The 22,874-nt window shown below is 62.3% G+C and carries 21 protein-coding genes; 12 read left to right on the forward strand and 9 right to left on the reverse strand.

The features are described from left to right. The first annotated feature begins 153 nt into the window (after nucleotides 1-153). Both fumC and AC0JZ4_RS15070 read left to right on the forward strand, forming a co-directional pair. Nucleotides 154-1,545, forward strand: coding sequence for a class II fumarate hydratase (gene fumC, locus AC0JZ4_RS15065; protein ID WP_471887168.1), 1,392 nt, complete (start codon nucleotides 154-156; stop codon nucleotides 1,543-1,545). Between the two features lie 282 nt (nucleotides 1,546-1,827). Then, nucleotides 1,828-2,898 carry a GGDEF domain-containing protein gene (locus AC0JZ4_RS15070; protein WP_471887169.1) on the forward strand — a complete coding sequence of 357 codons (1,071 nt, stop codon included), beginning with the start codon at nucleotides 1,828-1,830 and terminating at the stop codon, nucleotides 2,896-2,898. Between the two features lie 37 nt (nucleotides 2,899-2,935). Here the strand turns inward: AC0JZ4_RS15070 and AC0JZ4_RS15075 are convergent, their stop codons facing one another. From AC0JZ4_RS15075 to AC0JZ4_RS15085, 3 genes are read right to left on the reverse strand one after another with little or no spacing between them, the layout of a single operon-like run. Next, nucleotides 2,936-3,556 carry a pyridoxamine 5'-phosphate oxidase family protein gene (locus AC0JZ4_RS15075; protein WP_471887170.1) on the reverse strand — a complete coding sequence of 207 codons (621 nt, stop codon included), beginning with the start codon at nucleotides 3,554-3,556 and terminating at the stop codon, nucleotides 2,936-2,938. Next, on the reverse strand, nucleotides 3,553-5,376 hold the full coding sequence (locus AC0JZ4_RS15080; RefSeq protein WP_471887171.1) for a monovalent cation:proton antiporter-2 (CPA2) family protein: 1,824 nt from the start codon (nucleotides 5,374-5,376) through the stop codon (nucleotides 3,553-3,555). The genes AC0JZ4_RS15075 and AC0JZ4_RS15080 overlap by 4 nt, the downstream gene beginning before the upstream one ends. A gap of 30 nt (nucleotides 5,377-5,406) precedes the next feature. Continuing rightward, nucleotides 5,407-5,793 (reverse strand): gamma-butyrobetaine hydroxylase family protein, encoded by a 387-nt coding sequence (locus AC0JZ4_RS15085; RefSeq protein WP_471887172.1) that lies wholly within the window; start codon nucleotides 5,791-5,793, stop codon nucleotides 5,407-5,409. Between the two features lie 212 nt (nucleotides 5,794-6,005). Between AC0JZ4_RS15085 and moaA the strand changes: the two genes are divergently transcribed. Then, on the forward strand, nucleotides 6,006-6,995 hold the full coding sequence (gene moaA / locus AC0JZ4_RS15090) for a GTP 3',8-cyclase MoaA (protein WP_471887899.1): 990 nt from the start codon (nucleotides 6,006-6,008) through the stop codon (nucleotides 6,993-6,995). A 43-nt stretch (nucleotides 6,996-7,038) separates the two neighbouring features. Here moaA and AC0JZ4_RS15095 read toward each other — a convergent pair whose 3' ends face one another. After that, on the reverse strand, nucleotides 7,039-7,380 hold the full coding sequence (locus tag AC0JZ4_RS15095; protein ID WP_471887173.1) for an NINE protein: 342 nt from the start codon (nucleotides 7,378-7,380) through the stop codon (nucleotides 7,039-7,041). Between the two features lie 157 nt (nucleotides 7,381-7,537). Continuing rightward, nucleotides 7,538-10,090 (reverse strand): methyl-accepting chemotaxis protein, encoded by a 2,553-nt coding sequence (locus AC0JZ4_RS15100; RefSeq protein WP_471887174.1) that lies wholly within the window; start codon nucleotides 10,088-10,090, stop codon nucleotides 7,538-7,540. A 241-nt stretch (nucleotides 10,091-10,331) separates the two neighbouring features. Here AC0JZ4_RS15100 and AC0JZ4_RS15105 point away from each other — a divergent pair, with 241 nt between their 5' ends. From AC0JZ4_RS15105 to mobB, 3 genes are all read left to right on the forward strand, one after another. Then, nucleotides 10,332-11,240, forward strand: a complete 909-nt coding sequence (locus AC0JZ4_RS15105) for a DMT family transporter (protein WP_471887175.1) — start codon at nucleotides 10,332-10,334, stop codon at nucleotides 11,238-11,240. A gap of 115 nt (nucleotides 11,241-11,355) precedes the next feature. After that, nucleotides 11,356-11,979 (forward strand): molybdenum cofactor guanylyltransferase MobA, encoded by a 624-nt coding sequence (gene mobA / locus AC0JZ4_RS15110; protein WP_471887176.1) that lies wholly within the window; start codon nucleotides 11,356-11,358, stop codon nucleotides 11,977-11,979. 2 nt (nucleotides 11,980-11,981) lie between these two features. After that, on the forward strand, nucleotides 11,982-12,509 hold the full coding sequence (mobB, locus tag AC0JZ4_RS15115) for a molybdopterin-guanine dinucleotide biosynthesis protein B (RefSeq protein WP_471887900.1): 528 nt from the start codon (nucleotides 11,982-11,984) through the stop codon (nucleotides 12,507-12,509). A gap of 81 nt (nucleotides 12,510-12,590) precedes the next feature. Here mobB and AC0JZ4_RS15120 read toward each other — a convergent pair whose 3' ends face one another. Then, entirely contained in the window at nucleotides 12,591-14,792 is a 2,202-nt protein-coding gene (locus AC0JZ4_RS15120) for an OmpA family protein (protein WP_471887177.1), read from the reverse strand. Nucleotides 14,793-15,122: 330 nt separating this feature from the next. Between AC0JZ4_RS15120 and AC0JZ4_RS15125 the strand changes: the two genes are divergently transcribed. The 6 genes from AC0JZ4_RS15125 (at nucleotide 15,123) to AC0JZ4_RS15150 (ending at nucleotide 19,726) form a co-directional block, all read left to right on the forward strand. Next, nucleotides 15,123-15,905: a transporter substrate-binding domain-containing protein gene (locus AC0JZ4_RS15125; protein WP_471887178.1), complete on the forward strand. Its 783-nt coding sequence runs from the start codon at nucleotides 15,123-15,125 to the stop codon at nucleotides 15,903-15,905. Between the two features lie 157 nt (nucleotides 15,906-16,062). Next, nucleotides 16,063-16,845 carry an ABC transporter permease gene (locus AC0JZ4_RS15130; protein ID WP_471887179.1) on the forward strand — a complete coding sequence of 261 codons (783 nt, stop codon included), beginning with the start codon at nucleotides 16,063-16,065 and terminating at the stop codon, nucleotides 16,843-16,845. After that, nucleotides 16,842-17,672, forward strand: coding sequence for an ABC transporter permease (locus AC0JZ4_RS15135; protein ID WP_471887180.1), 831 nt, complete (start codon nucleotides 16,842-16,844; stop codon nucleotides 17,670-17,672). Before AC0JZ4_RS15130 ends, AC0JZ4_RS15135 begins: the two co-directional genes overlap by 4 nt. Nucleotides 17,673-17,734: 62 nt before the next feature. Then, nucleotides 17,735-18,544, forward strand: a complete 810-nt coding sequence (locus AC0JZ4_RS15140) for a methyltransferase domain-containing protein (protein WP_471887181.1) — start codon at nucleotides 17,735-17,737, stop codon at nucleotides 18,542-18,544. 201 nt (nucleotides 18,545-18,745) lie between these two features. Then, entirely contained in the window at nucleotides 18,746-19,309 is a 564-nt protein-coding gene (locus AC0JZ4_RS15145; protein WP_471887182.1) for a DinB family protein, read from the forward strand. A 3-nt stretch (nucleotides 19,310-19,312) separates the two neighbouring features. After that, entirely contained in the window at nucleotides 19,313-19,726 is a 414-nt protein-coding gene (locus AC0JZ4_RS15150; RefSeq protein ID WP_471887183.1) for a CopD family protein, read from the forward strand. Nucleotides 19,727-19,735: 9 nt separating this feature from the next. Here the strand turns inward: AC0JZ4_RS15150 and AC0JZ4_RS15155 are convergent, their stop codons facing one another. The 3 genes from AC0JZ4_RS15155 to AC0JZ4_RS15165 all read right to left on the reverse strand — a co-directional run bounded on the left by AC0JZ4_RS15155 (nucleotide 19,736) and on the right by AC0JZ4_RS15165 (nucleotide 22,862). Beyond that, the gene (locus AC0JZ4_RS15155; RefSeq protein ID WP_471887184.1) at nucleotides 19,736-20,953 is read right to left on the reverse strand and encodes an MFS transporter; all 1,218 of its coding nucleotides are present in this window, start codon (nucleotides 20,951-20,953) and stop codon (nucleotides 19,736-19,738) included. Between the two features lie 119 nt (nucleotides 20,954-21,072). Further along, nucleotides 21,073-21,912 (reverse strand): ATP-binding cassette domain-containing protein, encoded by an 840-nt coding sequence (locus tag AC0JZ4_RS15160; protein ID WP_471887185.1) that lies wholly within the window; start codon nucleotides 21,910-21,912, stop codon nucleotides 21,073-21,075. An 11-nt stretch (nucleotides 21,913-21,923) separates the two neighbouring features. Continuing rightward, complete coding sequence (locus AC0JZ4_RS15165; RefSeq protein WP_471887186.1) at nucleotides 21,924-22,862, reverse strand: ABC transporter permease subunit; 939 nt, start codon at nucleotides 22,860-22,862, stop codon at nucleotides 21,924-21,926. Nucleotides 22,863-22,874: the final 12 nt, after the last annotated feature.

The raw sequence follows: 22,874 nt of genomic DNA on the forward strand, positions 1-22,874 counted from the left end.
ACGCCACGCCAATACGAGGGCGAAATACGCCGATCGCGACTTGCAGACACAGGCTATTCGTATAGTAATGCGCCCGCCGGAGCAGTCATGCGCCTCTCGCGCTTTCATGGACTTACGCACCGGCGGGAGCATCAGGGAGAAAAGGCAGCGAAGATGGCATCCACCCGTACAGAAACCGACACATTCGGCCCGATCGACGTCGCGAGCGACCGTTACTGGGGCGCGCAGGCGCAGCGCTCACTGGGCAATTTCAAGATCGGTTGGGAAAAGCAGCCTCTCGCAGTCGTGCGCGCGCTTGGCATCGTCAAGCAGGCCGCCGCCCGTGCCAACATGGAGCTTTCCGGCCTCGACGCCGCCATCGGCAAGGCCGTCATCGACGCAGCCCAGGAAGTCATCGACGGCAAGCTCAACGAGCACTTTCCGCTCGTCGTCTGGCAGACCGGTTCCGGCACCCAGTCCAACATGAACGCCAACGAGGTGATCTCCAACCGGGCGATCGAAATGCTCGGCGGCGAAATGGGCTCCAAGAAGCCGGTTCACCCGAACGACCACGTCAACATGAGCCAGTCGTCGAACGACACCTATCCGACGGCCATGCACATCGCCTGCGTCGAGCAGATCCACCACCACCTCCTGCCGTCTCTCAAGCACCTGCATCAGGCGCTCGAAGCGAAGGTGAAGGCATTCAGCCACATCATCAAGATCGGCCGCACGCACACGCAGGATGCAACCCCGCTGACACTCGGCCAGGAGTTCTCCGGCTATGCGGCACAGGTCGCCTCGGCGATTGCCAATATCGAACTGACGCTCCCTGCCCTGTCCAAGCTTGCCCAGGGCGGCACGGCGGTCGGCACGGGACTGAACGCCCCGATCGGCTTTGCCGAAAAGGTCGCCGACGAAATCTCCAGGATCACCGGCCTGCCCTTCGTCACCGCGCCGAACAAGTTCGAGGCGCTGGCGTCGCACGATTCAATGGTCTTTTCGCACGGTGCGATCAACGCCGCCGCCGCTGCACTGTTCAAGATCGCCAACGACATCCGCTTCCTCGGCTCCGGCCCGCGCGCTGGCCTCGGAGAACTGTCGCTGCCGGAAAACGAGCCGGGCTCGTCGATCATGCCGGGCAAGGTCAACCCGACCCAGTCGGAAGCCCTCACCCAGGTCTGCGCCCACATCTTCGGCAACCATGCAGCCCTCACATTTGCCGGCAGCCAGGGGCATTTCGAACTCAACGTCTACAATCCGATGATGGCCTACAACTTCCTGCAGTCGGTGCAGTTGCTCGGCGATGCCGCCGTCTCCTTCACCGACAATTGCGTTGTCGGCATCGAGGCCCGTGAAGACAACATCCGCAAGGGTGTCGAAAACTCGCTGATGCTGGTCACCGCGCTCAACTCCAGGCTCGGCTACGACGCCTGCGCCAAGATCGCAAAGACCGCCCACAAGAACGGCACGACACTGCGCGAAGAGACCGTCGGCGGCGGCTACCTGACGAACGAGGAGTTCGACCAGTACGTTCGCCCGGAAAACATGATCGGCCCAAAGTAATACAAAATCACATTTCCGATAACTGTGCCGGCGTTACTGTGCCGGCACAGCAATAAATATAATATATTTTCAAGAACCCAGGATCGCCACCTGCCATCCGACTACCATAGCGCCCTGGGGAGTTGCCGTAAAACACTGATTTACATAAATTAAATTCCAAAGTAAGCATCCTCGCCCTATCCGAACGAGGAGCGCAACCGATGCACACTTTAATGCTTTGCCAATACTTTTAACTTAGAGATTTACCAAACTTTATGCAGCAGGAACAAATGGGGGTCGTCGATGACGACGATATCTGCACCTAAAGTGCAATCGGCCGATCTGATGGGGCAGATCATCTATGCGGTGAAGTCCATGGGGCTTTCACCCATTCCGCGTAATTATCAGCTGTTCTACGAAGCCTATATCGGCTCCAATCCGGACCTCACCCGCGACCTTGCGGCGCTTGGAAGCCGCGCGACGCAAGAAGATCTCGACAAGATCGCCGAGCAGTATCTCGGCGCATCGCACTCAGCCGTGATCGAAAAGGCCAACGACAAGATTCTCGGCGAAGTCGACGCGCTCTTGAAACTCCTGCGACAGGAGCAGAACTCGCTCGAAAGCTATGGCCGTCTGCTCAGCGAAACGGCGGCACGGATCAATTCGAAGAACACCTTCTCCTCGGAAATCCTGCGTAGCGCCATCAGCCTGTTGCATCAGGCGACCGACGACAAGATGGCTCACGGCGAAAAGACCGTCGACGACATGGTGCAGCGCTCCAACGAGATGGATCAGGTCCGCCGCGAACTCGACGAGTACAAGCGGATCGCCAACACCGACTCGCTCACCCGGCTCTCCAACCGTCGCGCCTTCGACGAACGCCTGGCACTTGCCTATGACAATCCGACGGCCCTGCCGCTCACCGGCCTGATCCTTGCCGACATCGATAATTTCAAGAAGATCAACGACAATTTCGGCCATCCGGTCGGCGACAAGATCCTTGCGACCGTCGCCTCCGTCATCCGCGCCAATGTCCGAAAGGATGTCTTCGTCGCCCGCACCGGCGGCGAGGAATTCGCCATCCTCGTCGAAGGCAACACGCCGGACGAAGTGATGATCATCTGCGAGCGGGTGCGCCGTGCGCTCGAAACGCGCAATTTCCGCAATTCGCGTTCAGGCGTGAATTACGGGCCGGTGACGATCTCGCTCGGCTATTCGATGGCCGCGCAGGCAACCGATCCGAGCGAATTCTATGCACAGTCGGATGCCGCTCTTTACCACGCCAAGAACGGCGGGCGTAATCGCTCCATGTACTTCGAGGAAAGCATGAAGAGCCACTACATCAACAAGAACTGGCTGATCTACAAGAAATAGCGGTTTAACGCTCCGGCTTTCTGGCCGGAGCCGCCTTTCACCACATGGTCTTCGCCGCACGTTGCGGCCATTCGCGGTCATAGGTCTCGTGATCGAAGTCCGCCTTTGCCGCCTTGAGAAGTTCTCCCGGCGTCGGCAGCCCCTTCGGATCGACGAAACGCTGCGGGTTCCACAATTGCGACCGCATCAGGGCGCGCGCGCACTGGAAATAGACCTCGCCGATCGTGATCAGCGCCACGGTGCGCGGATGCCGGCCATCCATCTCGAAACTTTCGAGCAATGCCGGATCGACAGAAACCACTGCCGTTCCATTGACCCGCATCACCGTATTCGAACCGGGGATCAGGAACATCAGCGCCACCCGTGGATCACGGACGATATTGATCAGCGAATCGACCCTGTTGTTGCCGCGCCAGTCGGGCAGCGCCAGTGTCCGCTCGTCCTCCACCCTTACGACCCCGCCGAGATCGCCGCGCGGCGAACAGTCGAGCCCTTCCGGCCCGACGGTTGCCAGCGCCACGAACGGCGCGGTCTCGATCATCTGCCGGTATTCCGCCGTCAGGCAGGAGGTGACCTTGGCGACGGCAGCTTCCGCCACGCCGTCATAGATCGCCTTCAGTTGCTCGACGGAGGTGATGATGTCCGGCGTCGCGTTCATGTGGCGGCGCCTTCCGCCGCCGCCTGTGCCGCCTCGCGGCGCTCGCGCTCGCGGCCCGTTCTTGCGGCGATGACATCGGCCGGCTGCGCATTGCCCTTGATCAGTGAGCGACCGGCATAGATGCCGCCGACCTGTTCCATGGCAAAGCGTTCGCGATCGACCTCGCGGAATTCCTCGATCATCTGCGCTGCCAGTTCCTCGTCTTCGCCCAGAACCTGCAGGACTTCGCTGCCGAAGTTCAGTGCTGATTCGTAGGTTTCTCGGATCTGATAGTCGACGCCGGCCTTAAGGAGGTCGATTGCATGACCTCGGTCATATGCGCGCGCCAGAACCGGGATCATCGGGTATTCTTCCTTGACGATCTCGGCGATCTTGATAGCCGCTTCCTTGTCGTCGACACAGATCAGGATCGCCTTGGCGGTTGCCGCTCCTGCTGCATGCAGAATCTCGGGCCGCGACCCGTCGCCGTAAAACACCTTGAAGCCGAAATCGCCGATGTCGCGGATGAATTCCGCATCCCGGTCGATAATCGACAAGGTATAGCCGCGCGCGAGCATCGGCTGGCTGACAATCTGGCCGAACCGGCCGAAGCCGATCATCAGCACCGTGTTCTCGATGTTTTCCGGCTGGTTGAGGCCGCTCGTATCGACCTGAGGCTTTGGCGCGATACGGACATAGAAGGCGACGATCAGCGGTGTCACGGCCATCGACAGCACGATGGTCGCCGTCAGAACCGCATTGGTATCGGCATCGAAAATGCCTTCTGCGGCGGCGGCGGCATACAGCACGAAGGCGAATTCGCCGCCTTGCGCCATCAGGATCGCCCGTCCGACGCTCTCAGGATGTGGCGCACCCAGAAGTCGCGCCACGCCATAGATCACCAGTGCCTTGACGATCATGTAGGCAACGACAGCCAGCAGAACGTGCTGCCAGTTGGCGGCAATCACCGCGAGGTCGACCGCCATGCCGACGCCGAGGAAGAAGAGGCCGAGAAGAATGCCGCGGAACGGTTCGATATCGGCTTCCAGCTGATGGCGGAAGGACGATTCGGACAACAGAACGCCGGCGAGAAACGCCCCCATCGCCATCGACAGGCCGGCAAGATCCATCAGCAGCGCCGAGCCGAGCACGACGAGCAGGGCGGCTGCCGTCATCACCTCGCGGGCACCGGAGCTGGCAAGCAGCCGGAAAAACGGATTGAGCAGATAGCGACCGGCGACGCCGAGCGCCAGAAGCGCCGCAATGCCGATCCCGACAGATTGCAGCCGCTCGTAAACGGTCACTTCGCCGCCGCCGGCGGCGAGCAATGCGACGATCGCCAGAAGCGGCACGATGGCAAGATCCTCGAACAACAGGATCGAAACGATATGCTGGCCCTTCGGCGTGTGCAGGTGATTGCGCTCCTGCAGCATCTGCATGACGATCGCCGTCGAAGTGAGGACGAAGCCGGTTCCGGCGACGAAGGCGACGGGCGCAGACTGCCCGAAGGCGAGGCCGATCGCCATCAGCGCCACGATACTGGCGCAGACCTGCAAGGCGCCTAGGCCGAAAATATCCTTGCGCATGTTCCACAGCCTCGACGGCTGCATCTCCAGACCGATGATGAACAGGAACATCACCACGCCCAGTTCCGCGATATGCAGGATCGCCTGCGGATCGGAAACCAGTTTCAGCCCGAACGGCCCGATCACCAGGCCGGCGGCCAGATAGCCGAGCACCGAGCCCAGCCCGATCCGCTTGAACAGCGGCGCGGCGATGACGCCTGCACCCAGAAGCGCCACGACCTGGATCAGTTCACTCGCATTTGTTTCCGCTGCCACCCGTCTGTTCCCCTTTTCAAGCCTTGTTGGTTATCGCGCCCGTATCACAGTTTCGCGACTGAGACCCTTGGCCTCCAATTCACGTTCGTATTCCCGAAACAGGCCGCCGCCGTCCGTACCCAGTTCATGCAGGTAACGCCAGGTAAAGATGCCGCTATCGTGACCATCGTCGAAGGCGAGGCGGACGGCATAATTTCCCGCGGGCACGATGTTGCGGATCGTCACCATTCGCTTGCCCGGCACGGTCACCTTCTGCCCCGGTCCATGACCCTGAACCTCGGCGGAAGGCGACAGGACCCGCAGCATCTCGGCGGCAAGGTCGAAATGCCCACCATCGTCGAATGTCACTGCCAGGGTCCGCTTGTCCTGCGACAGGCGCAACTCCGTCGGCCACGGATCGTTTACTGGGCTGGTCATATCTGCTCTTCCAATTTCATCGGCTCAGGATTATGGATTTCGTCAACTTGTCGCAAGTCTTTCGGCCGCGGCGCAAACACCCGAGACTGCCTTTGCCGGACCGCGACGCTTGACGTTGGTCAATGCCGTCACCAGATTCCGGTCAGCAGGAGTAAGATGACGTGAATTACCCAGTGAGCAAGCCCCTCGTCGCCGATCCGGCCGTTGCGCCGATGATCGACCCGTTCGGCCGCGCCGTCAGCTATCTGCGTGTCTCCGTCACCGACCGCTGCGACTTCCGCTGCACCTATTGCATGGCGGAAAACATGACCTTCCTGCCGAAGAAGGACCTGTTGACGCTCGAAGAGCTGAACCTGCTCTGTTCGGCCTTCATCGCCAAGGGCGTACGAAAGCTGAGACTGACCGGCGGCGAACCGCTGGTGCGCAAAAACATCATGTTTCTCATCGAGGAACTCGGCCGTCACGTCAAGGCCGGCCGCCTCGACGAACTGACGCTGACCACCAACGGCTCGCAGCTCGCCCGCTACGCGCAGGACCTGTTCGACAACGGTGTGCGCCGTATCAACGTATCGCTCGACACGCTCGATCCCGCCAAGTTCAAGACGATCACCCGCTGGGGCGACATTGCCAAAGTGATGGAAGGCATCGAGGCGGCGCAGAAGGCGGGGATCAGGATCAAGCTCAATGCCGTGGCGCTGAAGGGGTTCAACGATCTGGAAATCCCCGAAATGATCCGCTTCGCCCACGCGCGCGGCATGGACCTGACGCTGATCGAGACGATGCCGATGGGCGAGATCGACGAGGATCGCACAGATCAGTATCTGCCTTTGAGCCAAGTCCGCGCCTCACTGATGGACCAGTTCACGCTTAATGACATTCCCTATATGACAGGCGGGCCTGCCCGCTATGTCGAGGTCAAGGAAACCGGCGGCCGGCTCGGCTTCATCACGCCGATGACGCATAACTTCTGCGAAAGCTGCAACCGGGTGCGCCTCACCTGCACCGGCACGCTCTACATGTGCCTCGGGCAGAACGACGCCGCCGACCTGCGCGCAGCGTTGCGCGCATCAGACAGCGACGAACATCTGTCGAACGCCATCGACGAGGCGATCACCCGCAAGCCCAAGGGGCACGATTTCATCATCGACCGCACCCACAACCGCCCCGCCGTCGCCCGCCACATGAGCGTCACCGGCGGGTGACGCTCATTCGTCCCTGACAGCAGCGGGCAAAGCGGTGCTGATGTTAAGCCGCCCGGTTGCCGCCGTTGGTCAGCGCCTGCATGGTCAAGCGTTGGCGCACATCTTCTTTCTGCTTCGCGACCATGCCAGGGATCAGAAACGCATCGACAAGCGCCCAGAGACCGACAGCGATCAGCAGAATAGCGCCGACACCGATGACCGATGTCAGCAAACCCAGTACCAAAAGCACGAGCATGACCACTCCCGAGCCCGTCCGCCCGAGATAGAAACGATGGCCGCCCAACCCGCCCAAGAATAACCAAAGCAGATAGGCTGCACCTATCGATTTGGCCTCATTGGTTACCCTTTGCTCAATAAGCATCTGCTCCTGCACTGAAAGTGCCATAGCGTCCCCCGACTTTATAATTTCATTATACTTCAAACACCGCATGATTTGCCGAGTTCGAATCGCGCGTCAAGAATATGATCGCGTCGGAACAGCGATCTATTGGTACAGCCGCGAAACAGCAGTTCCGTGGCTGTACAACAATCAAGGTTGGATATCAGGCAGCGTCGCTTCGGCGATAGGGAGCGCTGTAGGACACCTCTTCGTAAGCACTTTCCGATCCGGTCTGGAACCGCCCGATCTTGTGGGTCAGGTCCTCGACGCGGCGGCGCAAGCCGTGGATTTCGGCGTTGTTTTCCTCCACCATCGCGGCGTTCTGCTGGGTGATCAATTCGACCTCCTGCACCGCCTGGGTGACTTCGGTAATACCCGTCGACTGTTCGGTTGCCGCAGAGGAAATCTGCGCCACGAGTTTGCGCACATCGCTCACATGCCCGATGATCTTCGACAAAGCGTCGCCGGTCTGCTCGACGAGCTGCACGCCGCTCTCGACCTGGGTCGAGCTTGCCGAAATCAGCTGCTTGATCTCGCGTGCGGCGCCGGCACAGCGCTGGGCGAGTTCACGGACTTCCTGCGCAACGACGGCGAAGCCGCGGCCGGCTTCACCGGCGCGAGCCGCCTCGACGCCGGCATTCAGCGCCAGAAGATTTGTCTGGAAGGCGATCTCGTCGATCACGCCGATGATCTGGCTGATCTTGTCCGACGAGCGGCTGATCTCTCCCATGGCGTTGACGGCGCGTGCGACCACCTCGCCGGACCGCACGGCGAACTCCTCCGTCTCATTGACCGACTGCGAGGTTTGCTTGGCGTTTGCGGCGGTGCTGCGTACGACGTCGTTGAGATGACGCAGTGCCCTGGAGCTTTCTTCCAGCGCTGCGGCCTGCTGCTCGGTGCGGCGTGCCAGATCGTCGGCCGAGGACGAGAGGTTGGCGGTACCGCCATCGATCTCCTGTGCGGCGAACCGCACTTCCGAAAGCGTCGCACGCAGCGCCTCAACAGCCTGGTTATAGGTCCGCGCCATGGTGACGAAGTCTTCCGGCAGGTTCTCGTCCATGCCGGTCGCAAGATCGCCCTCGGCGAGATTGCCGAGCACGTCGGAGAGTGCCGTCAGCGCATGTTCCTGCTCGGCCGCTATACGGGCACGCTCGCTTGCGCGCCGCTCGGCCTCTGCCGTCGACAATTGACGGGCAGCTGCAGCCTCCTGTTCGAGGCGGATATTCTCCTTGGCGGCATCGCGGAAGACGGTAACCGAACGCACCATGTCACCGATCTCGTCGCCGCGCTCGCGGCCCTCGATCGACACTTCCAGATCGCCGTCGGCCAGACGCTTCATCACCTCGGTGACGCGGCGCAACGGACCACGCAGCGTTTCCACCAGCATCAGGCCGCCGGCAATCGCCAGAACCGTACCGATGACCATGGCCGCCACCGAAAGCGTTGCCGAACGCTCGCTATCCTCCTTGCCGACTTCCTGTGCCTGGGCAACGAAATCCTTCAGCCCGGCCATGCCGCCGGTCACCGAGGCCCCCGCATCCAAACGCTTCTGCTGCCAGTCGGCGGCAATCGCGATCAGCTTTCCGGATGCGCTCTCGAGCATCGACAGATGCGTGGCGACCTTGCCGGCAAACTCGGCCATCGTCACATTGGTGCGCGCCAGTTCCGAGACGCGGGCGCTGACGTTACGAAAGCCTGCGATGCTTTCAATTAGAGCTGTCCGTGAATCTTCGGAAACGGTGCTGCGCACCCGCTCTACGAGCAGCTGCAACTCGCCGATGCGGCGCAGCAGGTCCTCGGTCTGGGCCAGAAGTTCGCGCTGGGCGGTGACATCGCCTTCCAGCCCGACGAACCGCTCAGCGGCCGTGACGGCCTTCTTCGTCGTCAGAGCGTCGAGTTCGCCCTGAATACGCATGAAGGCACTGGCGCCGATACGGGCCGCGCGGGCCTTGTCGGCAACCGGCGCGCCACCGGATAGCGCAGCGTTGAGATCGGACGCGGCCTGACGTGCCGGATCGAATGCCTTGGCGGCCCTTTCAGGCACCAGTCCGTTGATCTTGGAAAACTCTTCGTCGAGGGCGCCGAGATAGAGTTTGGCAGTATTGATGGCGGCATCGTCGCTTTCCGCGCGGCGCATGGCATCGCGCAGGTTGGCGATACGGCCGGCGATGGCGTTGTAGGCGAAGGATTCGAGCAGCATCCCCTTGGCAAAGTTCTCCTTGCCCTCGGTCTGCTTGCGCAATGTGCCCACCTGCTTCTCGACGCCGCTGCCAAGCGCTGCGATCTCCGTCATGCCGGCATCGAGCGAAACTTCGGTCGCGTCCCGTTCCGTCTTGACCGCCCAGAGCGTGTCGGCATGGGCACGCATCGCCGAAGCAAGTCCGGTCACCGGCTGGAGACGGGCGCGGTCGTCATCCGAGACCAGCAGCCCTTCCAGTGTCACGACACCTCTCTCCTGCGCATCGACAGCGGCACGCAGGTCGGCAAGCGTTGCATCGCTCGGCATGGCCGAAAACTCCTGCAGGCTGGTCTGCAGGTTTTCGAAGTCGCCGATGTTCTCGATCGTCGCTCGGGTCACGGTCATATGGCCGTTAAGCGTACTTGCCGTATAATAGCCGGCCAGTCCCACGCCGGCGATCAGCAATACGAGCGGAATGACGAAAAGCAGGACCTTGGTGACGATCCTGCGGCCCTGAAGAAGGCGATCCACGAACATTTTTTCCCCATCATTGGCCATGCCGCAGCCGCGACCCCATGCGCGGGCAACAAAGCGATTCCAGCCTCATGCGGGAAGATTTTCGCCACCTTCGCCACAATCGGTTGAGTAACCGTTAATTGCGTGTGCGGCGCAATTACCCGCAGGCCATGCCCTGCAGGCAGATCGGACAGGCAACCGACAACTGGCGGCAATCCACGCATTGGCTTAGGAAGAATGTCGTCGGGATGAGGGAATCAGCATGGCATTGTCGGAAAACACGCGCGGCGCGCTCTTCATGGCTACCGCCATGGCAACGTTTGCCTGCAACGATGCGATGGTGAAGACCCTGACGCAGGATCTCGGGATCGCCCAGATCATGGCGGTGCGCGGAATCATCACCACCGCACTGGTCTTTGCCCTGACGCTGTATCTCAGGCAGCGCATCTCGCTTCGCACCCTCACCCACCCGCTCGTGCTTCTGCGCACCGCCTTCGAACTCGGCGCAACGCTGACATTCTTCAATGCGCTCGCCCGGATCGATTTCGCCGCGGCCTCGTCGATCATGCAGTCGCTGCCGCTGGCAGTGACGCTCGGCGCGGCGCTGCTGTTCAAGGAGCCGGTCGGCTGGCGGCGCTGGAGCGCCATCATCGTCGGCTTCTGCGGCGTGCTCCTGATCATCCGCCCAGGCCCGGAGGGCTTTTCCTCCGACGCCCTGTTTCCGCTCGCAGCCGTCTGTTTCACCGCTTGCCGCGATCTGACGACGCGACGCATGGCCAAGGATATCCCGACACTGCACGTCACCTTCTTCACCTCGCTCGTCACCATGGTCGTCGGCTTCGCGCTGGTTCTGCCCTTCGGTGGCTGGCGGCCGATATCGGACACCAGCTGGCTGCTTCTGGCGCTGACCGCCATTACCGTCTTCTGCGGCTACCAGACGGTGATCATGGCGATGCGCGCCGGCGAGATTTCGTTCATCGCTCCCTTCCGCTACACCAGCCTCATCTGGGCGCTCCTGATCGGCGTGGTGATCTTTTCCGAGCGTCCCGGCACATCCGTGCTTCTGGGCGCTGCCATCGTCATCTGTTCCGGGCTTTATACCTTCTACCGTGAAAGCCGCCGCGCCATCGACACCGCCAAGAAGGCCGCCATTCCGCCTGCGGGCGGCTGAGACGTGCGGCGGTTGGAGCATCGGCGGCATTTCCTGCCCTGCGACATCTTGTGGCAGCCGGCAAGCTCGGCTAACAGCCGTCGGCAGCAACGAAACCCAGCCGAAGGAGAACGGTATGGCCAGTCTTTCGCGCCCGCCCGGCTTCATTCTGGCCGGCGGAAAATCAAGCCGCATGGGAGCCAACAAGGCGCTCCTGCCGCTTGGCCGCGATACCGTGCTCGGCCATGTCGTCCGCCGTGTGACACCGCAGGTCTCCACCTTGGCCATCAACGCCACGGCATCGTTCGAGGAGTTCGCGCTTCCGGTCATCTCGGATGATCCGGGAGGCCAGCTCGGCCCGCTTGCGGGCATTCTCACAGGCATGCGCCATCACGCGCAAGCCGGTGCCGGCACCACCCATTTTCTCACCACCCCTTGCGACAGCCCGTTCCTGCCGCTCGACCTGACGCAGCGTCTCGCCGCAACATATCCCGACGCGCAGACGATCGTCATCGCCTCTTCGCTCGGTCGCCATCATCCGGTCTTTGCGCTCTGGCCCATTGCCCTGTCGGCGTCCCTGCAACGCTGGCTCGTCGAAGAGGACAACCGCCGCATCATGGCGTTCATAGATCATCACCGGTCGGTGACGGTCGATTTCCCGGTCATCGAGACGGATCACGGCACGCTCGACCCATTCCTCAATCTCAACACGCAGGAAGACCTGGCGCGTGCCGCAGGCTTCGCCGAGGTACTTGCATGACGATGACGACAAAGGTGAAGGCTACCCCGGCATTCGGCGTATCCGGCTGGAAAAACTCCGGCAAGACCGGCCTCACCAGCCGCCTCGTCAGCGAACTGACAGGCCGCGGCTATCGCATATCGACCGTCAAGCATGCTCATCATGATTTCGACATCGACCGCGAAGGCGCCGATTCCTTCCGTCACCGCGAAGCGGGCGCCGAGGAAGTGACGATCGTGTCGGGCACCCGCTTTGCCATCATGCACGAGCTGCGTGGTGCGCCGGAGCCGACGCTTACAGAAATCCTTGCCCGTATCGCCCCTTGCGATCTCGTCCTCGTCGAAGGCTACAAGCGCGAGGCCATCCCGAAAATCGAGGCCCGCCGGACGGAATCGAAAAGCCGCGAGCCACTGGCTCCGAACGACCCGCATATCGTCGCCATCGCGGCCGACCATCCGGTCCAGGACGCTACCCTGCCCGTCTTCGACCTCGACGACACTGTCGCGATCGCCGATTTCATCATCGAAAAGATCGGCCTGCCAAAGCGTTGACTTCGATACCGCAGGCACTGCGGCAATCATGAAAAAGCCGCCAGCATCGCTGCCGACGGCTATTGTTTCAAGTCATGACACCTACTGGTTCGACGCGACCGGCTTTACCAGCGGCGTGATGCGGCGGATCGTGACGCGGCGGTTCTCCTGGTTTGCAGCATCCGTATTCACCTTCAGATACTGCTCGCCATAGCCTTGTGTCGTGAGGTTTTCCGGCGGAATGCCGAACGCCTCCGACAGCACGACCGCAACGGATTCCGCCCGCTCGTCGGAAAGAATCAGATTGCTATCGTCCGATCCGACAGCATCCGTATGGCCTTCGATCAGGAAGGTTTCCGACGGGTCCTTTTCGAGCACCTGATTGATCGCATCCGCCACCTTGCGCAGCGAACGCGCCTGGTTCATCGGCACTTCGGCACTGCCCGTGGCAAAGGTGATCGTATCGAGGTCGATGCGCGGAACCTTGTCGCGGATACGCGCGGAGTAACGAACCTCGTCCAGCGAATAGGGTCTTTCGACCCGCTCCACCGGCGGCTGCTCCAGGAATTCGTAATAGTCGCGGTCCGGCTCGCTCGACGTATCGATGATGTAATCGTCGACCGGCACGGTTAGGCGCATCGGCGGCAGATCATCGCCCGGATCGCGCCAGGTGTAATCACGGCGATCCTCCAGCAGTTCCGGGGCGTAATAGAGCACGTATTCCTCGCCGCCTCGCACGATGCGCGAGCGCTGCACCACCTCGCCGTAACGGTTGCGGATCGTCACCACCCGCGTGCCGTCGCTGCGTTCCACCACCTCACGATAACGGCCGTCGCCGAGACGCTCGTATTCCGGTCCGCGTCCGTCCTCGTAGAAACGGCGGCTGTCGTTGTGGCGAACATAGTTCTGGTTGTCGATCGAGATGATCACCCGACCACTGTCACGGTCGCGGCCACGCGCGCCGTCACGGTCACGCCCCTGGTTTCGACCTTGGTCGCGATCTCTTCCTGCAACCGGCCCCTGAATATCCCAGCCGCGCGGCCGCTCGAATTCGGGCCGCTCGTTCATCCGTTCGCCGCGTTCCTCGACCAGTTCGCGACGGTCACGACGCCATTGTTCGCGCTGTTCGTTGCTGATGCGCTCGTTGGCCTGCGCATCAGCATCGTTGCGCGGCGGCGGTGCCGCCGGCTCCTGCGCCTGCTGGCGGGCAGGATCACGCGGGCGTTCGCCGCGCGGACGCTCACCGTCGCGGGCGGGACGGTCCGGGCGCTGTTCCTTGGCGCTGTCGAGCACCGCTGCACCGTTTTCGACCGGCAGCATCGGCTGCTCGGCGCTCTGTTCCACAGGGCGCGGTTCGGTACGCTCGCCGCCACTGGTGGCGCGCTGTTCCGACGGTTGCCCGTCACGCGGCGGCCTGCCGGGCGACTGACCATCCTGAGCCTCTTGGCGAGGAGGCCGCGGCGTAGTTTCGCTCTCACCGGCCTGCTGCTCGCGCTGGCGCGGACGTTCGCCGGCCGGCTGCTCGGCGCTGCGCGGCGTCGGCTCGGGACGTGCAGCGGGATCTTCGGCCTGCTGCGCGGGCTTGCTCTCAGCCGGCTGCTCGGCATTCTGCTGCTCGCGACGCGGCCTTTCGCGCTGCGGTTCCTCGGCCGGACGTTCAGCCTGCGACGGACGCTCCGCCTGCGGCTGTTCGGCGGCACGCTGTTCGCGAGGCTTGGGCTCTTCCGCCTGTTGCACGGGCGCCGGCTGCTCGGCTGCTGGCTCCCGGGTCTGCCGCTGCTGCTGTTCGGGCGCCTGTTCCGGAGCCTGCTCAGCGTTTTCGCGGCGCTGTTCACGACGAGGGCGCTCGGGTGCCTGCTCCTCGGCCTGTTGCGCGCGCTGGCGTGTCGGCTCACCGCCCTCACCCTGCTCGGCCTGACGTTCCCGCTGGCGTGGACGTTCCGCCTCCGGTTCTTCGGCGCGCTGCTCTCGGCGGGGCCGTTCCTGCTGCTGCTCTTCCGCCTGGCGTTCGCGGCGCTGCGGCCGTTCGCCGCCCTCGCCGTTATCGTCCTGCGCCCGCTGCTCGCGGCGGGACGGACGTTCGCCCTGAGGTTCCTCGGCATTTTCGCGGCTCTGGCGACGCTTGATGATTTCCTCGCCCTCTTCGGCGGCCGGCTGTTCCTGAACCTGTACAAGGTTCGAAGCCGCGACCGGCGGGTTCACGGTGCTCAAGCCAATGGGCCCTGCATGCACCGGTTGGATGATCAGCGGCAGGGACAGGACCGGCACCGCCACGCTGGCGAACAGTCTCGATTTGATCGGCATTTGGAATTCCTTCTCTTCGGTTCGTCCCTAGATGCGCATCGCCGCCTCTGCGGGCGGTCTTTAGCGGCCCTTCAACTTTTCCGCCTCGATTTGGTTCCCATTGAGGCGGGCAGCAAAGGTCCGCATCATCCGGTTCGCAGTCTGAACCGGTTTTGAACGGGACGTTCATACTGCGCGGCGGCCGTCCATTTGTCCCTGTGGTTGCGCTGCAAAATGCCGTTGCAATTTTTCCGGCGTCGGTATCTATAAAAAGCCAAGGGGCCAACGAGCCCTTCCCCGGTCGTGATAGAACAGGAACACGCCGCCGGGCTGCCAACAGAGAGGACCATCATGATCAATTCCACCCGTCTGCTCGCCGCGGCGTCGCTCGCAGCACTTTCGCTTTTCGCTGGCGCCGCATCCGCCCAGGAAAAGCTGGTGATCGGCACCGAAGGCGCATATCCGCCCTTCAACGTTCTGGAATCGAACGGTGAACTGACCGGCTTCGACGTCGACATCGCCAAGGCGCTCTGCACCGAGATGAAGACCGAATGCACCTTCGTCACCAATGACTGGGACGGCATCATCCCGGCGCTGCAGTCGAAGAAATTCGACGCCATCATCGCCTCCATGTCGATCACGCCGGAGCGCCAGCAGCAGGTCACTTTCTCCAAGAAGTACTACAACACGCCGCCGGCAATCGCCGTACCGAAGGATTCGCCGCTGACGGAAGCCACCGCTGCATCGCTTGCCGGCAAGGCCATCGGCGCGCAGGGCTCCACCAGCCATGCCAACTATGTCGAAAAGCACTTTGCCGATTCCGACGCGAAGCTCTACCCGACGGCTGACGAGTACAAGCTCGATCTCACCAACGGCCGCGTCGACGGCGTCGTCGATGACATCGTCGTTCTGACCGAGTGGGTGAAGTCGGATGCCGGCTCCTGCTGCAAGATCCTGACGCCGCTGCCGGTCGACCCGGAAATCAACGGCGAAGGCGCAGGCATCGCGGTCCGAAAGGACGAGCAGGCGCTCGCCGACAAGTTCACCACCGCGATCGCCGCGATCCGCGCCAATGGCGAATACAAGAAGATCCAGGACAAGTATTTCGACTTCGACGTCTACGGCGGCGAATAATCGGACCAGTTCTCGTTAGAAAAAACGGCGGAAGGCTTGTTCTTCCGCCGTTTTCATTTTTGTGAACCTCTTGTCCTCAGCAAATTTTCCCTTTTAACTGGCAATCGAAAGCGGCACGGAATAAGCCGCGGGGGACTATGAACTGGAACATGATCCTATGAGCGGCTGGCTTTCCGCCCTCTTTGCCACACTCGACCCGTTCTGCGGACCCGTCGGGATTTTCACATTGCTCGGCGGCGACGGCCTTATCTCCTGCGGCGATACCGGCTGGGGCGACGAGATCGCCTTCGGCGTCAAGGTGACGATCACCCTGGCGCTGGCGACCCTGCCCATCGGCCTCGTCCTCGGCTTCCTCATCGCGCTCGCGGCGCAATCGGAAGAAAAGACACTGCGGCTTGCCGCCGGCATCTATACGACGATCTTCCGCGGCCTGCCGGAACTGCTGACGCTGTTCATCGTCTATTACGGCGCGCAGATGCTGATCCAGTCGGTCGCAGCCACGCTCGGCTATGAGGGACGGATCGAGATCAACGCCTTTCTGGCCGGTCTCATAGCCCTCGCCGTGGTGTTTTCCTCCTACTCCTCGGAAGTGCTTCTCTCCGCCTTTCGCGCCATCCCGCGCGGCCAGTACGAGGCGGGCGATGCGCTCGGCCTTCGTCGTGGCAGGACGATGTTGCTGATCGTCCTGCCACAGCTCGTGCGCATCGCGCTGCCGGGGCTGACCAACCTCTGGCTGATCCTGCTGAAGGACACGTCCTACGTCTCCGTCATCGGGCTTGCCGACATCGTCCGCCAGACCGGGATTGCCGCACGCGTCAGCAAGGAAGCCTTCTTCTTCTATTTCATCGCCTGCCTTCTCTACCTCGTGCTCGCCATGATCTCCTCCTTCGGCCTTGGCTTCGTCGAGCGCTGGGCCAAGCGTTCGGAGGTCAGCCGATGAGCATTTCGCACGAACTCATTGCGCCGCGTCCTGCACCCGCCGTCCTCAACCGCCCGATGACGGCTTCGAAAGTGCTCGGTATCGGCGTTCTTGCCGTCTGGGTGATCCTCGCCATTGTGCTTGTCACCATGGTCATCGAGGGCTGGGACCCGGCCAAGTTCGAACGCTACGGGCCGCGCTATCTGAACGGCCTGTGGACGACGATCTCGATCGTCGGCATCTCGATTGCGCTTGGCGCCATCCTCTCCCTGCCTATCGCATTCGCGCGCATGTCGAAGAACCGCGTGCTCAACACGATCGCCTATGCCTATGTCTACATTTTCCGCTCCACCCCGCTGCTCGCTCAGCTTTTCCTCATCTATTACGGCCTCGGCAGCTTTCGCCCGCAACTGGAAGCAGTCGGCCTGTGGTGGTTCTTTCGCGAGGCCTGGTATTGCGGCCTGTTCTCGCTGACCATCAACACCGCCGCCTATCAGGCGGAAATCCTGCGCGGCGCGATCCAGAGCGTCGCGCGCGGTCAACATGAGGGTGCAGCGGCACTCGGCCTTTCCAAGCGCGTGACCTTCTGGAAGATCATCCTGCCGCAGGCGCTGATCGTCGCACTGCGCCCCTATGGCAACGAGATCATCCTGATGATCAAGGGCTCGGCGGTCGTCGCCATCGTCACGGTCTACGACCTGATGGGCGAGACCCGTTACGCGTTTTCGCGCACCTTCGATTACCAGACATATCTCTGGGCGGCGATCTTCTACCTCACCATGGTCGAGGCGCTGCGCCACCTCTGGGCCTTCATCGAGCGTCGCCTGACCCGCCACCTCGTCCGCTAGCCGATCATTGCCAAACGGCGCGATCGCGCTTAAAGCGCACGCGACAACAAGGAATTGCGGCTATGGCGAAGATCGACGAAGAAGCATTGGCGGAAGCCTATAACCGGGCACTGGCACACGAAAAGGCCGGCGAAATCGATGCGGCTGTCGAAGCCTATCGGCAGGTGCTCGACATCGACCCCGAGGATCACGGCGGCGCTGCCGTTCGCATCGCCTCGATGGGCCGTGGCGACGCGCCTCCGAAGGCGCCCGACGCCTATGTCGAGACCCTGTTCGACCAGCACGCCGAAGGTTTCGAGGATATCCTCGTCGAGCAGCTCGGCTACGCCGTGCCGGTCATGGTGCGCCAGCGCCTGCAGGAGCTTAAACTCGGCCCCTTCAAGCGGATGCTCGATCTCGGCTGCGGCACAGGTCTTACCGGCGGCACGCTGCGCGACATGGTGGGCGACATTACCGGTATCGACATTTCCGAGAACATGGTCGAGATCGCCCATGAGAAGGATCTCTACGAGACGCTCTATGTCGCCGAAGTCGAGGATTTTCTCGAAGACAACGACGATGACGCCTTCGACCTGATCACCGCGACCGACGTGCTGCCCTATCTCGGCGCGCTCGAACCGCTGTTCTTCGGCGCGGCCGAAAACATGGTTGCCGGCGGCCTCTTCATCTTCTCCTCGGAAACCCTGCCGGAAGGCGACGCGCGCAGCTATATCGTCGGCCCCCACCAGCGCTTCCTGCATTCGCCCGCCTATATCCGCACAAGACTTTCCGATACCGGCTTCGAGATCGTCGAGATGACCGATATCAACGTGCGCATGCAGGACGGCAACCCGAGCCCCGGCCATCTAGTCATTGCCAAGTTGAAGGGCTAGTTTCTCGACAGGCGACGCGGTGATGGGGAATATTCTTCCCCTCACCCGCATACCGGCATCTTCTTCCCAAAACGGAGAGAAGGAGCTGTGATGCAGCCTCTCCGTCTCCGGCAGATGCAAAGCGGGGCATGTCGCCTCGCCCCGTTTGAGGTCAGAGGGTTGGGGTGAGGAACAGGCCCTCGGACCAGGGAGAAGGCGTCAATGACACCGCAACGCTACATTCTCGCCCAAGCCTATAACAACGGCTGGTCCAACCATCGTCTTCTCAGCGCCTGTTCCCTGCTTTCCGGCCAGGAACTCGCCGCCGCAAGAACGAGTTTCTTCCCCTCCATCATCCACACGCTGAACCACATCCTCACCGTCGACTGGCTCTATATCGGTGCGCTCGAAGGACACTGTCCCGGCGCGTCCGCCTTCGAGCCTGAAGTTCCGTTTCCGGCTTTCGTCGATCTCGCGCGCGAACAGCGTGCGGCCGACAAACGGCTGATCGACCACTGTCGCGGGCTGACGGCCGATGGCTTGTCGGCAACGGTCCGCATCCCGCGCGAGACCCATGTGCAGATCGAGCCTGCCGAGCGCGCGCTCCTCCACCTCTTCCAGCACCAGATCCACCATCGCGGTCAGGTGCATGCGATGCTTTCGGGCACATCGGTCAAACCGCCACAGCTCGACGAATTCTTTCCCGGCGACCCATCCGAGCAAGCGCTGCGCCAGCGTGATTTTAGAGAACTCGGCTATACCGAATCCATGATCTGGAGTGATTGATCCATGCTGTATTTTATCATCAAGGCCCTGCACCTTCTGTCCGATTTCCTGCTGATCGGCGGCATGCTGATCAATGCCTTCGTCATCTCCATGGTACCGGCGCCGATCCGCATCGGCGTGATCGAAGCGCTGCGCAAATACGATCGCACCGTCACCACGGCGGCCCTTGCGGGCGTCTGGATCTTCGGCCTCTGGCTCGCCTTCGCCTATACCGGCTTTTCGGGCAATGGCTGGCTGCATGCCAAGATTACCCTCGTCGTTGTCCTGTCGGCGCTGCACGGCATGCAGCAGGCCGCGATGCGCAAGATGGCCGCCGACCCGAAGCTCGACCCCAACGCCTTCGTGCGCATCGGCATGCCGGTCGTCCTCGTCTGTCTCGTGCTGATCGTCGCACTTGCGGTGATCAAACCGTTCTGATCGGCATGTCTAACGCAGCCGCAGCTTGAAGATCGCGTAGATCAACAGGGAAAGGAAGCCCGCCGCAGCGAGCAGGAAAGGCGCCCTCAGCGCCATATCCCTGCCCGCTTCGGTTTCGAGCACCGCGACCACCAGGCCACCGGCCATCGCCCCAAGCGGCATCGCACCCCAGCCGAAACACCGGTAGATGCTGTTGACCCGGCCCAGAAGTTCGCCCGGCACGCGCCGTTGTCGCCACGAGACGGTGATGACGTTCCAGAGCATCGATCCCGACATGAAGACGAAGATGGCAGCCGCGACAACGATCGTGTTCGAACTCGAACCGATCACCGCATAGCTGCATGCCCAGATAGTCAGCGCCAGATAGAGACTGGCCTGTCCCCCCAGGCGCCTTGCCACCGCCGGTGCGCACAGGCTGCCCACGACCGCGCCAAGCGCCCCGATCGAAAGCAGCAATCCATGCTCGACGGCGGTGAGACCAAGGATTTCCTGTGCATAGAGAACGGTGACCGTCACCGCCATCAAATCGAGAAAATTCACGCAGCCCAGCACGATGGCAAGACGCAGCAGTGCCGTGTCGCGCCGCATGAAGCCGAGGCCTTCGACCAATGCGGTCCAGAAGCGCGCCGATATCCGCATCTGCGGCGGCAACGTCATCATCCACACCATGCCTGCGGCAAGGATCAGCGCCACCGCATCGATACCGAAGGGCACGGCAATCCCCGCGCCGATCAAGAGCCCCGCGAGCGGCGGGCCGACGAACTGCCCGGTGATCTGCTCGGCGCTCCACATCTGTCCGTTCGCCGTTTCCAGATCGGCAGGATGAACGATGGATGGCAGGATCGTCTGCGCCGCATTATCCCGCATCACTTCCGCTGATCCCAGCAGAAAGGCGAGCGCTGCCAAGACCCATTCCGCCCCGGCGAATGGTCCACTCAAAGCCAACAACATGATGGCGAAGATGAGTGCGGCGCGCAGAAGATCTGTCCGAGCGATCAGCTTTCGACGATCGGCCCGGTCGATGATAACGCCGGCCGGGATGGAAAACAGCAACCAAGGCAGTCGCGAGGCCGCCGTGACGGCCGCGATCAGCAGCGGATCGCGCGTTAGAAGCGTAGCCAGCCATGGCAGAGCAAGAATGACCAGCCCGTCGCCGAGATTGGTCAATGTGCCGGCTGCGAACAGCAACCGGTAGTTCCTGTTTCGCATCAGCAACCGTGCCGCCATTCTCGCCATTCCCCTGTTGTCAGACAAGAGAATGCGGAACGGGGCGAACGCTCGTCAATCACAGATTGCAATGCGGAAGGTTTTTCTTTGTCGCTCCCGCATCGACGGGCGCAGGCCCGTCACCCGCGTCCAAGGATCCGGTCCAGCAATTTCCCCTCCAGCTCCGCCAGAACCGGGTCGCCGTGCCGTCTCGTACCCGTCTGAGGGATCTCCAGGTCGAGGCTGATGCGGCCTTCGTCGAGCACGATCACCCGGTCGGCCAGATGCACGGCCTCCGACACGTCGTGGGTGACGAGAACCGCGGTGAAGCCGAGTTCGCGCCAGACGTCCGTGACCAGATCCTGCATGCCGATCCGCGTCAGGGCATCGAGCGCCCCGAGCGGCTCGTCGAGCGCCAGAAGCCCGGGACGGCTGACGAGCGCCCGTGCCAGCGCCACGCGCTGCCTTTGACCGCCCGACAGTTTCGAAGGCCATTCGCCCGCCTTTTCGGCAAGCTGCACGGCCGACAGCGCCCGTTCGGCCTCCTTGCGTCCGTAGGCCTTGGCCACCCCGTCGCCCAGTCCGACCGCCACATTGTCGGCCACCGAGAACCACGGCAGAAGCCGCGGCTCCTGGAAGACGATGCGAGCGTTCGGATCGACGGCATCGCCCTGCGCCCCATGAAAGGAAATCTCTCCCGAGGTCGGCTCATCCAGCCCGACAAGCAAGCGCAACAGCGTGCTCTTGCCGCAACCGCTCTTGCCGACAATCGCGACGAATTGCCCGGCCGGCACATCGAGATCGATCGACTTCAGCACGACGTTGTCGCCGAAGCGCTTTTCGACGCCGCGCAGCTTGAGCCCGGCGGGCTGAGGCGGTGCTTCACTGCGCGGCGGCTCGTCCGGGGCCTCTGGAAAGCGCAGGTCGAGTTCGCTGTCGGAGACGAAGGCGAGCGGCGATTGAAAGGGTCCGATCGGCATATCCTGTCTCCTCAACCTTGATAGACGGCGTTCCAGGCGAGCGCCCGGCGTTCCAGCATACGTGCAACGACATCGGCAAGCTTGCCGAGAACCGCATAGATGACGAGCGCCAGCACCACGACATCGGTCATCATGAATTCACGGGCGGTATTGGCCATGTAGCCGATGCCGGAATTGGCGGCGATCGATTCCGACACGATCAGCGTCAGCCACATGATGCCGAGCGCATAGCGAAGCCCGACGAAAATCGATGGAAGCGCACCGGGCAGGATTACCTTGCGGAACAGCGACCAACTGCTCATCCCATAGATCCGTCCCATCTCGATCAGGTCGCGATCGACATTCCTCACCCCATGATAGGTGTTGAGATAGATCGGGAAGAGAACGCCGAGCGAGGTGAGGAACAGTTTTGCCTCCTCGCCGATTCCGAACCACAGGATGACAAGCGGTATCATCGCCAGGTGCGGAATGGTGCGCAGCATCTGCAAGGTCGTGTCGGTCAGTTGCTCCGACAGTTTCGACACGCCGTTGGCGATGCCGAGCAAAAAGCCGATCGATCCGCCGATCAGAAGCCCGCTAAGCGCCCGTGCGCCGCTGACGCCGATGTCCCGCGCCAGCTCGCCGGAGAGTAGCCTCTCCCAGAAGGCGGCGACCACCGCCACCGGCGATGGCATGATACGGTCGGCAATGATCCCCGCCAGAGATCCTGCCTGCCAGAGCAGCACCAGTGTCACCGGCAGGAGATAAGGCAGCCAGACGGCTCGGCCGACGCGGCCCGCCGCCGCTCCGCTCGCTGCCCTGCCTGTTGCGGCACGCGGGGATAAAGGTCCCCGCGCACCGCTCTCCGCCGCAGCCCTGGGAGGGGATGGCTTGCCCGCAGCCGCCTGCGGGTTTTCGTCTCGAATGCGCCGAAGGCCGCGGCCCTCGGAAAACGTATCGACTGTCGTCATCGCTTGCCCCTT

The sequence above is a fragment of the [Rhizobium] kunmingense genome (assembly GCF_977018605.1).

Bases quoted from the DNA above. Each gene is read 5' to 3' on its own strand.
- AC0JZ4_RS15085 (WP_471887172.1), bottom strand. From the start codon at position 5,793: ATGACCAGCCCAGTAAACGATCCGTGGCCGACGGAGTTGCGCCTGTCG.
- mobB (WP_471887900.1), top strand. From the start codon at position 11,982: ATGACGACAAAGGTGAAGGCTACCCCGGCATTCGGCGTATCCGGCTGG.
- mobA (WP_471887176.1), top strand. From the start codon at position 11,356: ATGGCCAGTCTTTCGCGCCCGCCCGGCTTCATTCTGGCCGGCGGAAAA.
- AC0JZ4_RS15075 (WP_471887170.1), bottom strand. From the start codon at position 3,556: ATGAACGCGACGCCGGACATCATCACCTCCGTCGAGCAACTGAAGGCG.
- AC0JZ4_RS15135 (WP_471887180.1), top strand. From the start codon at position 16,842: ATGAGCATTTCGCACGAACTCATTGCGCCGCGTCCTGCACCCGCCGTC.
- AC0JZ4_RS15125 (WP_471887178.1), top strand. From the start codon at position 15,123: ATGATCAATTCCACCCGTCTGCTCGCCGCGGCGTCGCTCGCAGCACTT.
- AC0JZ4_RS15150 (WP_471887183.1), top strand. From the start codon at position 19,313: ATGCTGTATTTTATCATCAAGGCCCTGCACCTTCTGTCCGATTTCCTG.
- AC0JZ4_RS15160 (WP_471887185.1), bottom strand. From the start codon at position 21,912: ATGCCGATCGGACCCTTTCAATCGCCGCTCGCCTTCGTCTCCGACAGC.
- AC0JZ4_RS15105 (WP_471887175.1), top strand. From the start codon at position 10,332: ATGGCATTGTCGGAAAACACGCGCGGCGCGCTCTTCATGGCTACCGCC.
- AC0JZ4_RS15070 (WP_471887169.1), top strand. From the start codon at position 1,828: ATGACGACGATATCTGCACCTAAAGTGCAATCGGCCGATCTGATGGGG.
- AC0JZ4_RS15120 (WP_471887177.1), bottom strand. From the start codon at position 14,792: ATGCCGATCAAATCGAGACTGTTCGCCAGCGTGGCGGTGCCGGTCCTG.
- AC0JZ4_RS15140 (WP_471887181.1), top strand. From the start codon at position 17,735: ATGGCGAAGATCGACGAAGAAGCATTGGCGGAAGCCTATAACCGGGCA.
- AC0JZ4_RS15165 (WP_471887186.1), bottom strand. From the start codon at position 22,862: ATGACGACAGTCGATACGTTTTCCGAGGGCCGCGGCCTTCGGCGCATT.
- AC0JZ4_RS15155 (WP_471887184.1), bottom strand. From the start codon at position 20,953: ATGGCGGCACGGTTGCTGATGCGAAACAGGAACTACCGGTTGCTGTTC.
- AC0JZ4_RS15095 (WP_471887173.1), bottom strand. From the start codon at position 7,380: ATGGCACTTTCAGTGCAGGAGCAGATGCTTATTGAGCAAAGGGTAACC.
- moaA (WP_471887899.1), top strand. From the start codon at position 6,006: ATGATCGACCCGTTCGGCCGCGCCGTCAGCTATCTGCGTGTCTCCGTC.
- AC0JZ4_RS15145 (WP_471887182.1), top strand. From the start codon at position 18,746: ATGACACCGCAACGCTACATTCTCGCCCAAGCCTATAACAACGGCTGG.
- AC0JZ4_RS15130 (WP_471887179.1), top strand. From the start codon at position 16,063: ATGAGCGGCTGGCTTTCCGCCCTCTTTGCCACACTCGACCCGTTCTGC.
- AC0JZ4_RS15100 (WP_471887174.1), bottom strand. From the start codon at position 10,090: ATGTTCGTGGATCGCCTTCTTCAGGGCCGCAGGATCGTCACCAAGGTC.
- fumC (WP_471887168.1), top strand. From the start codon at position 154: ATGGCATCCACCCGTACAGAAACCGACACATTCGGCCCGATCGACGTC.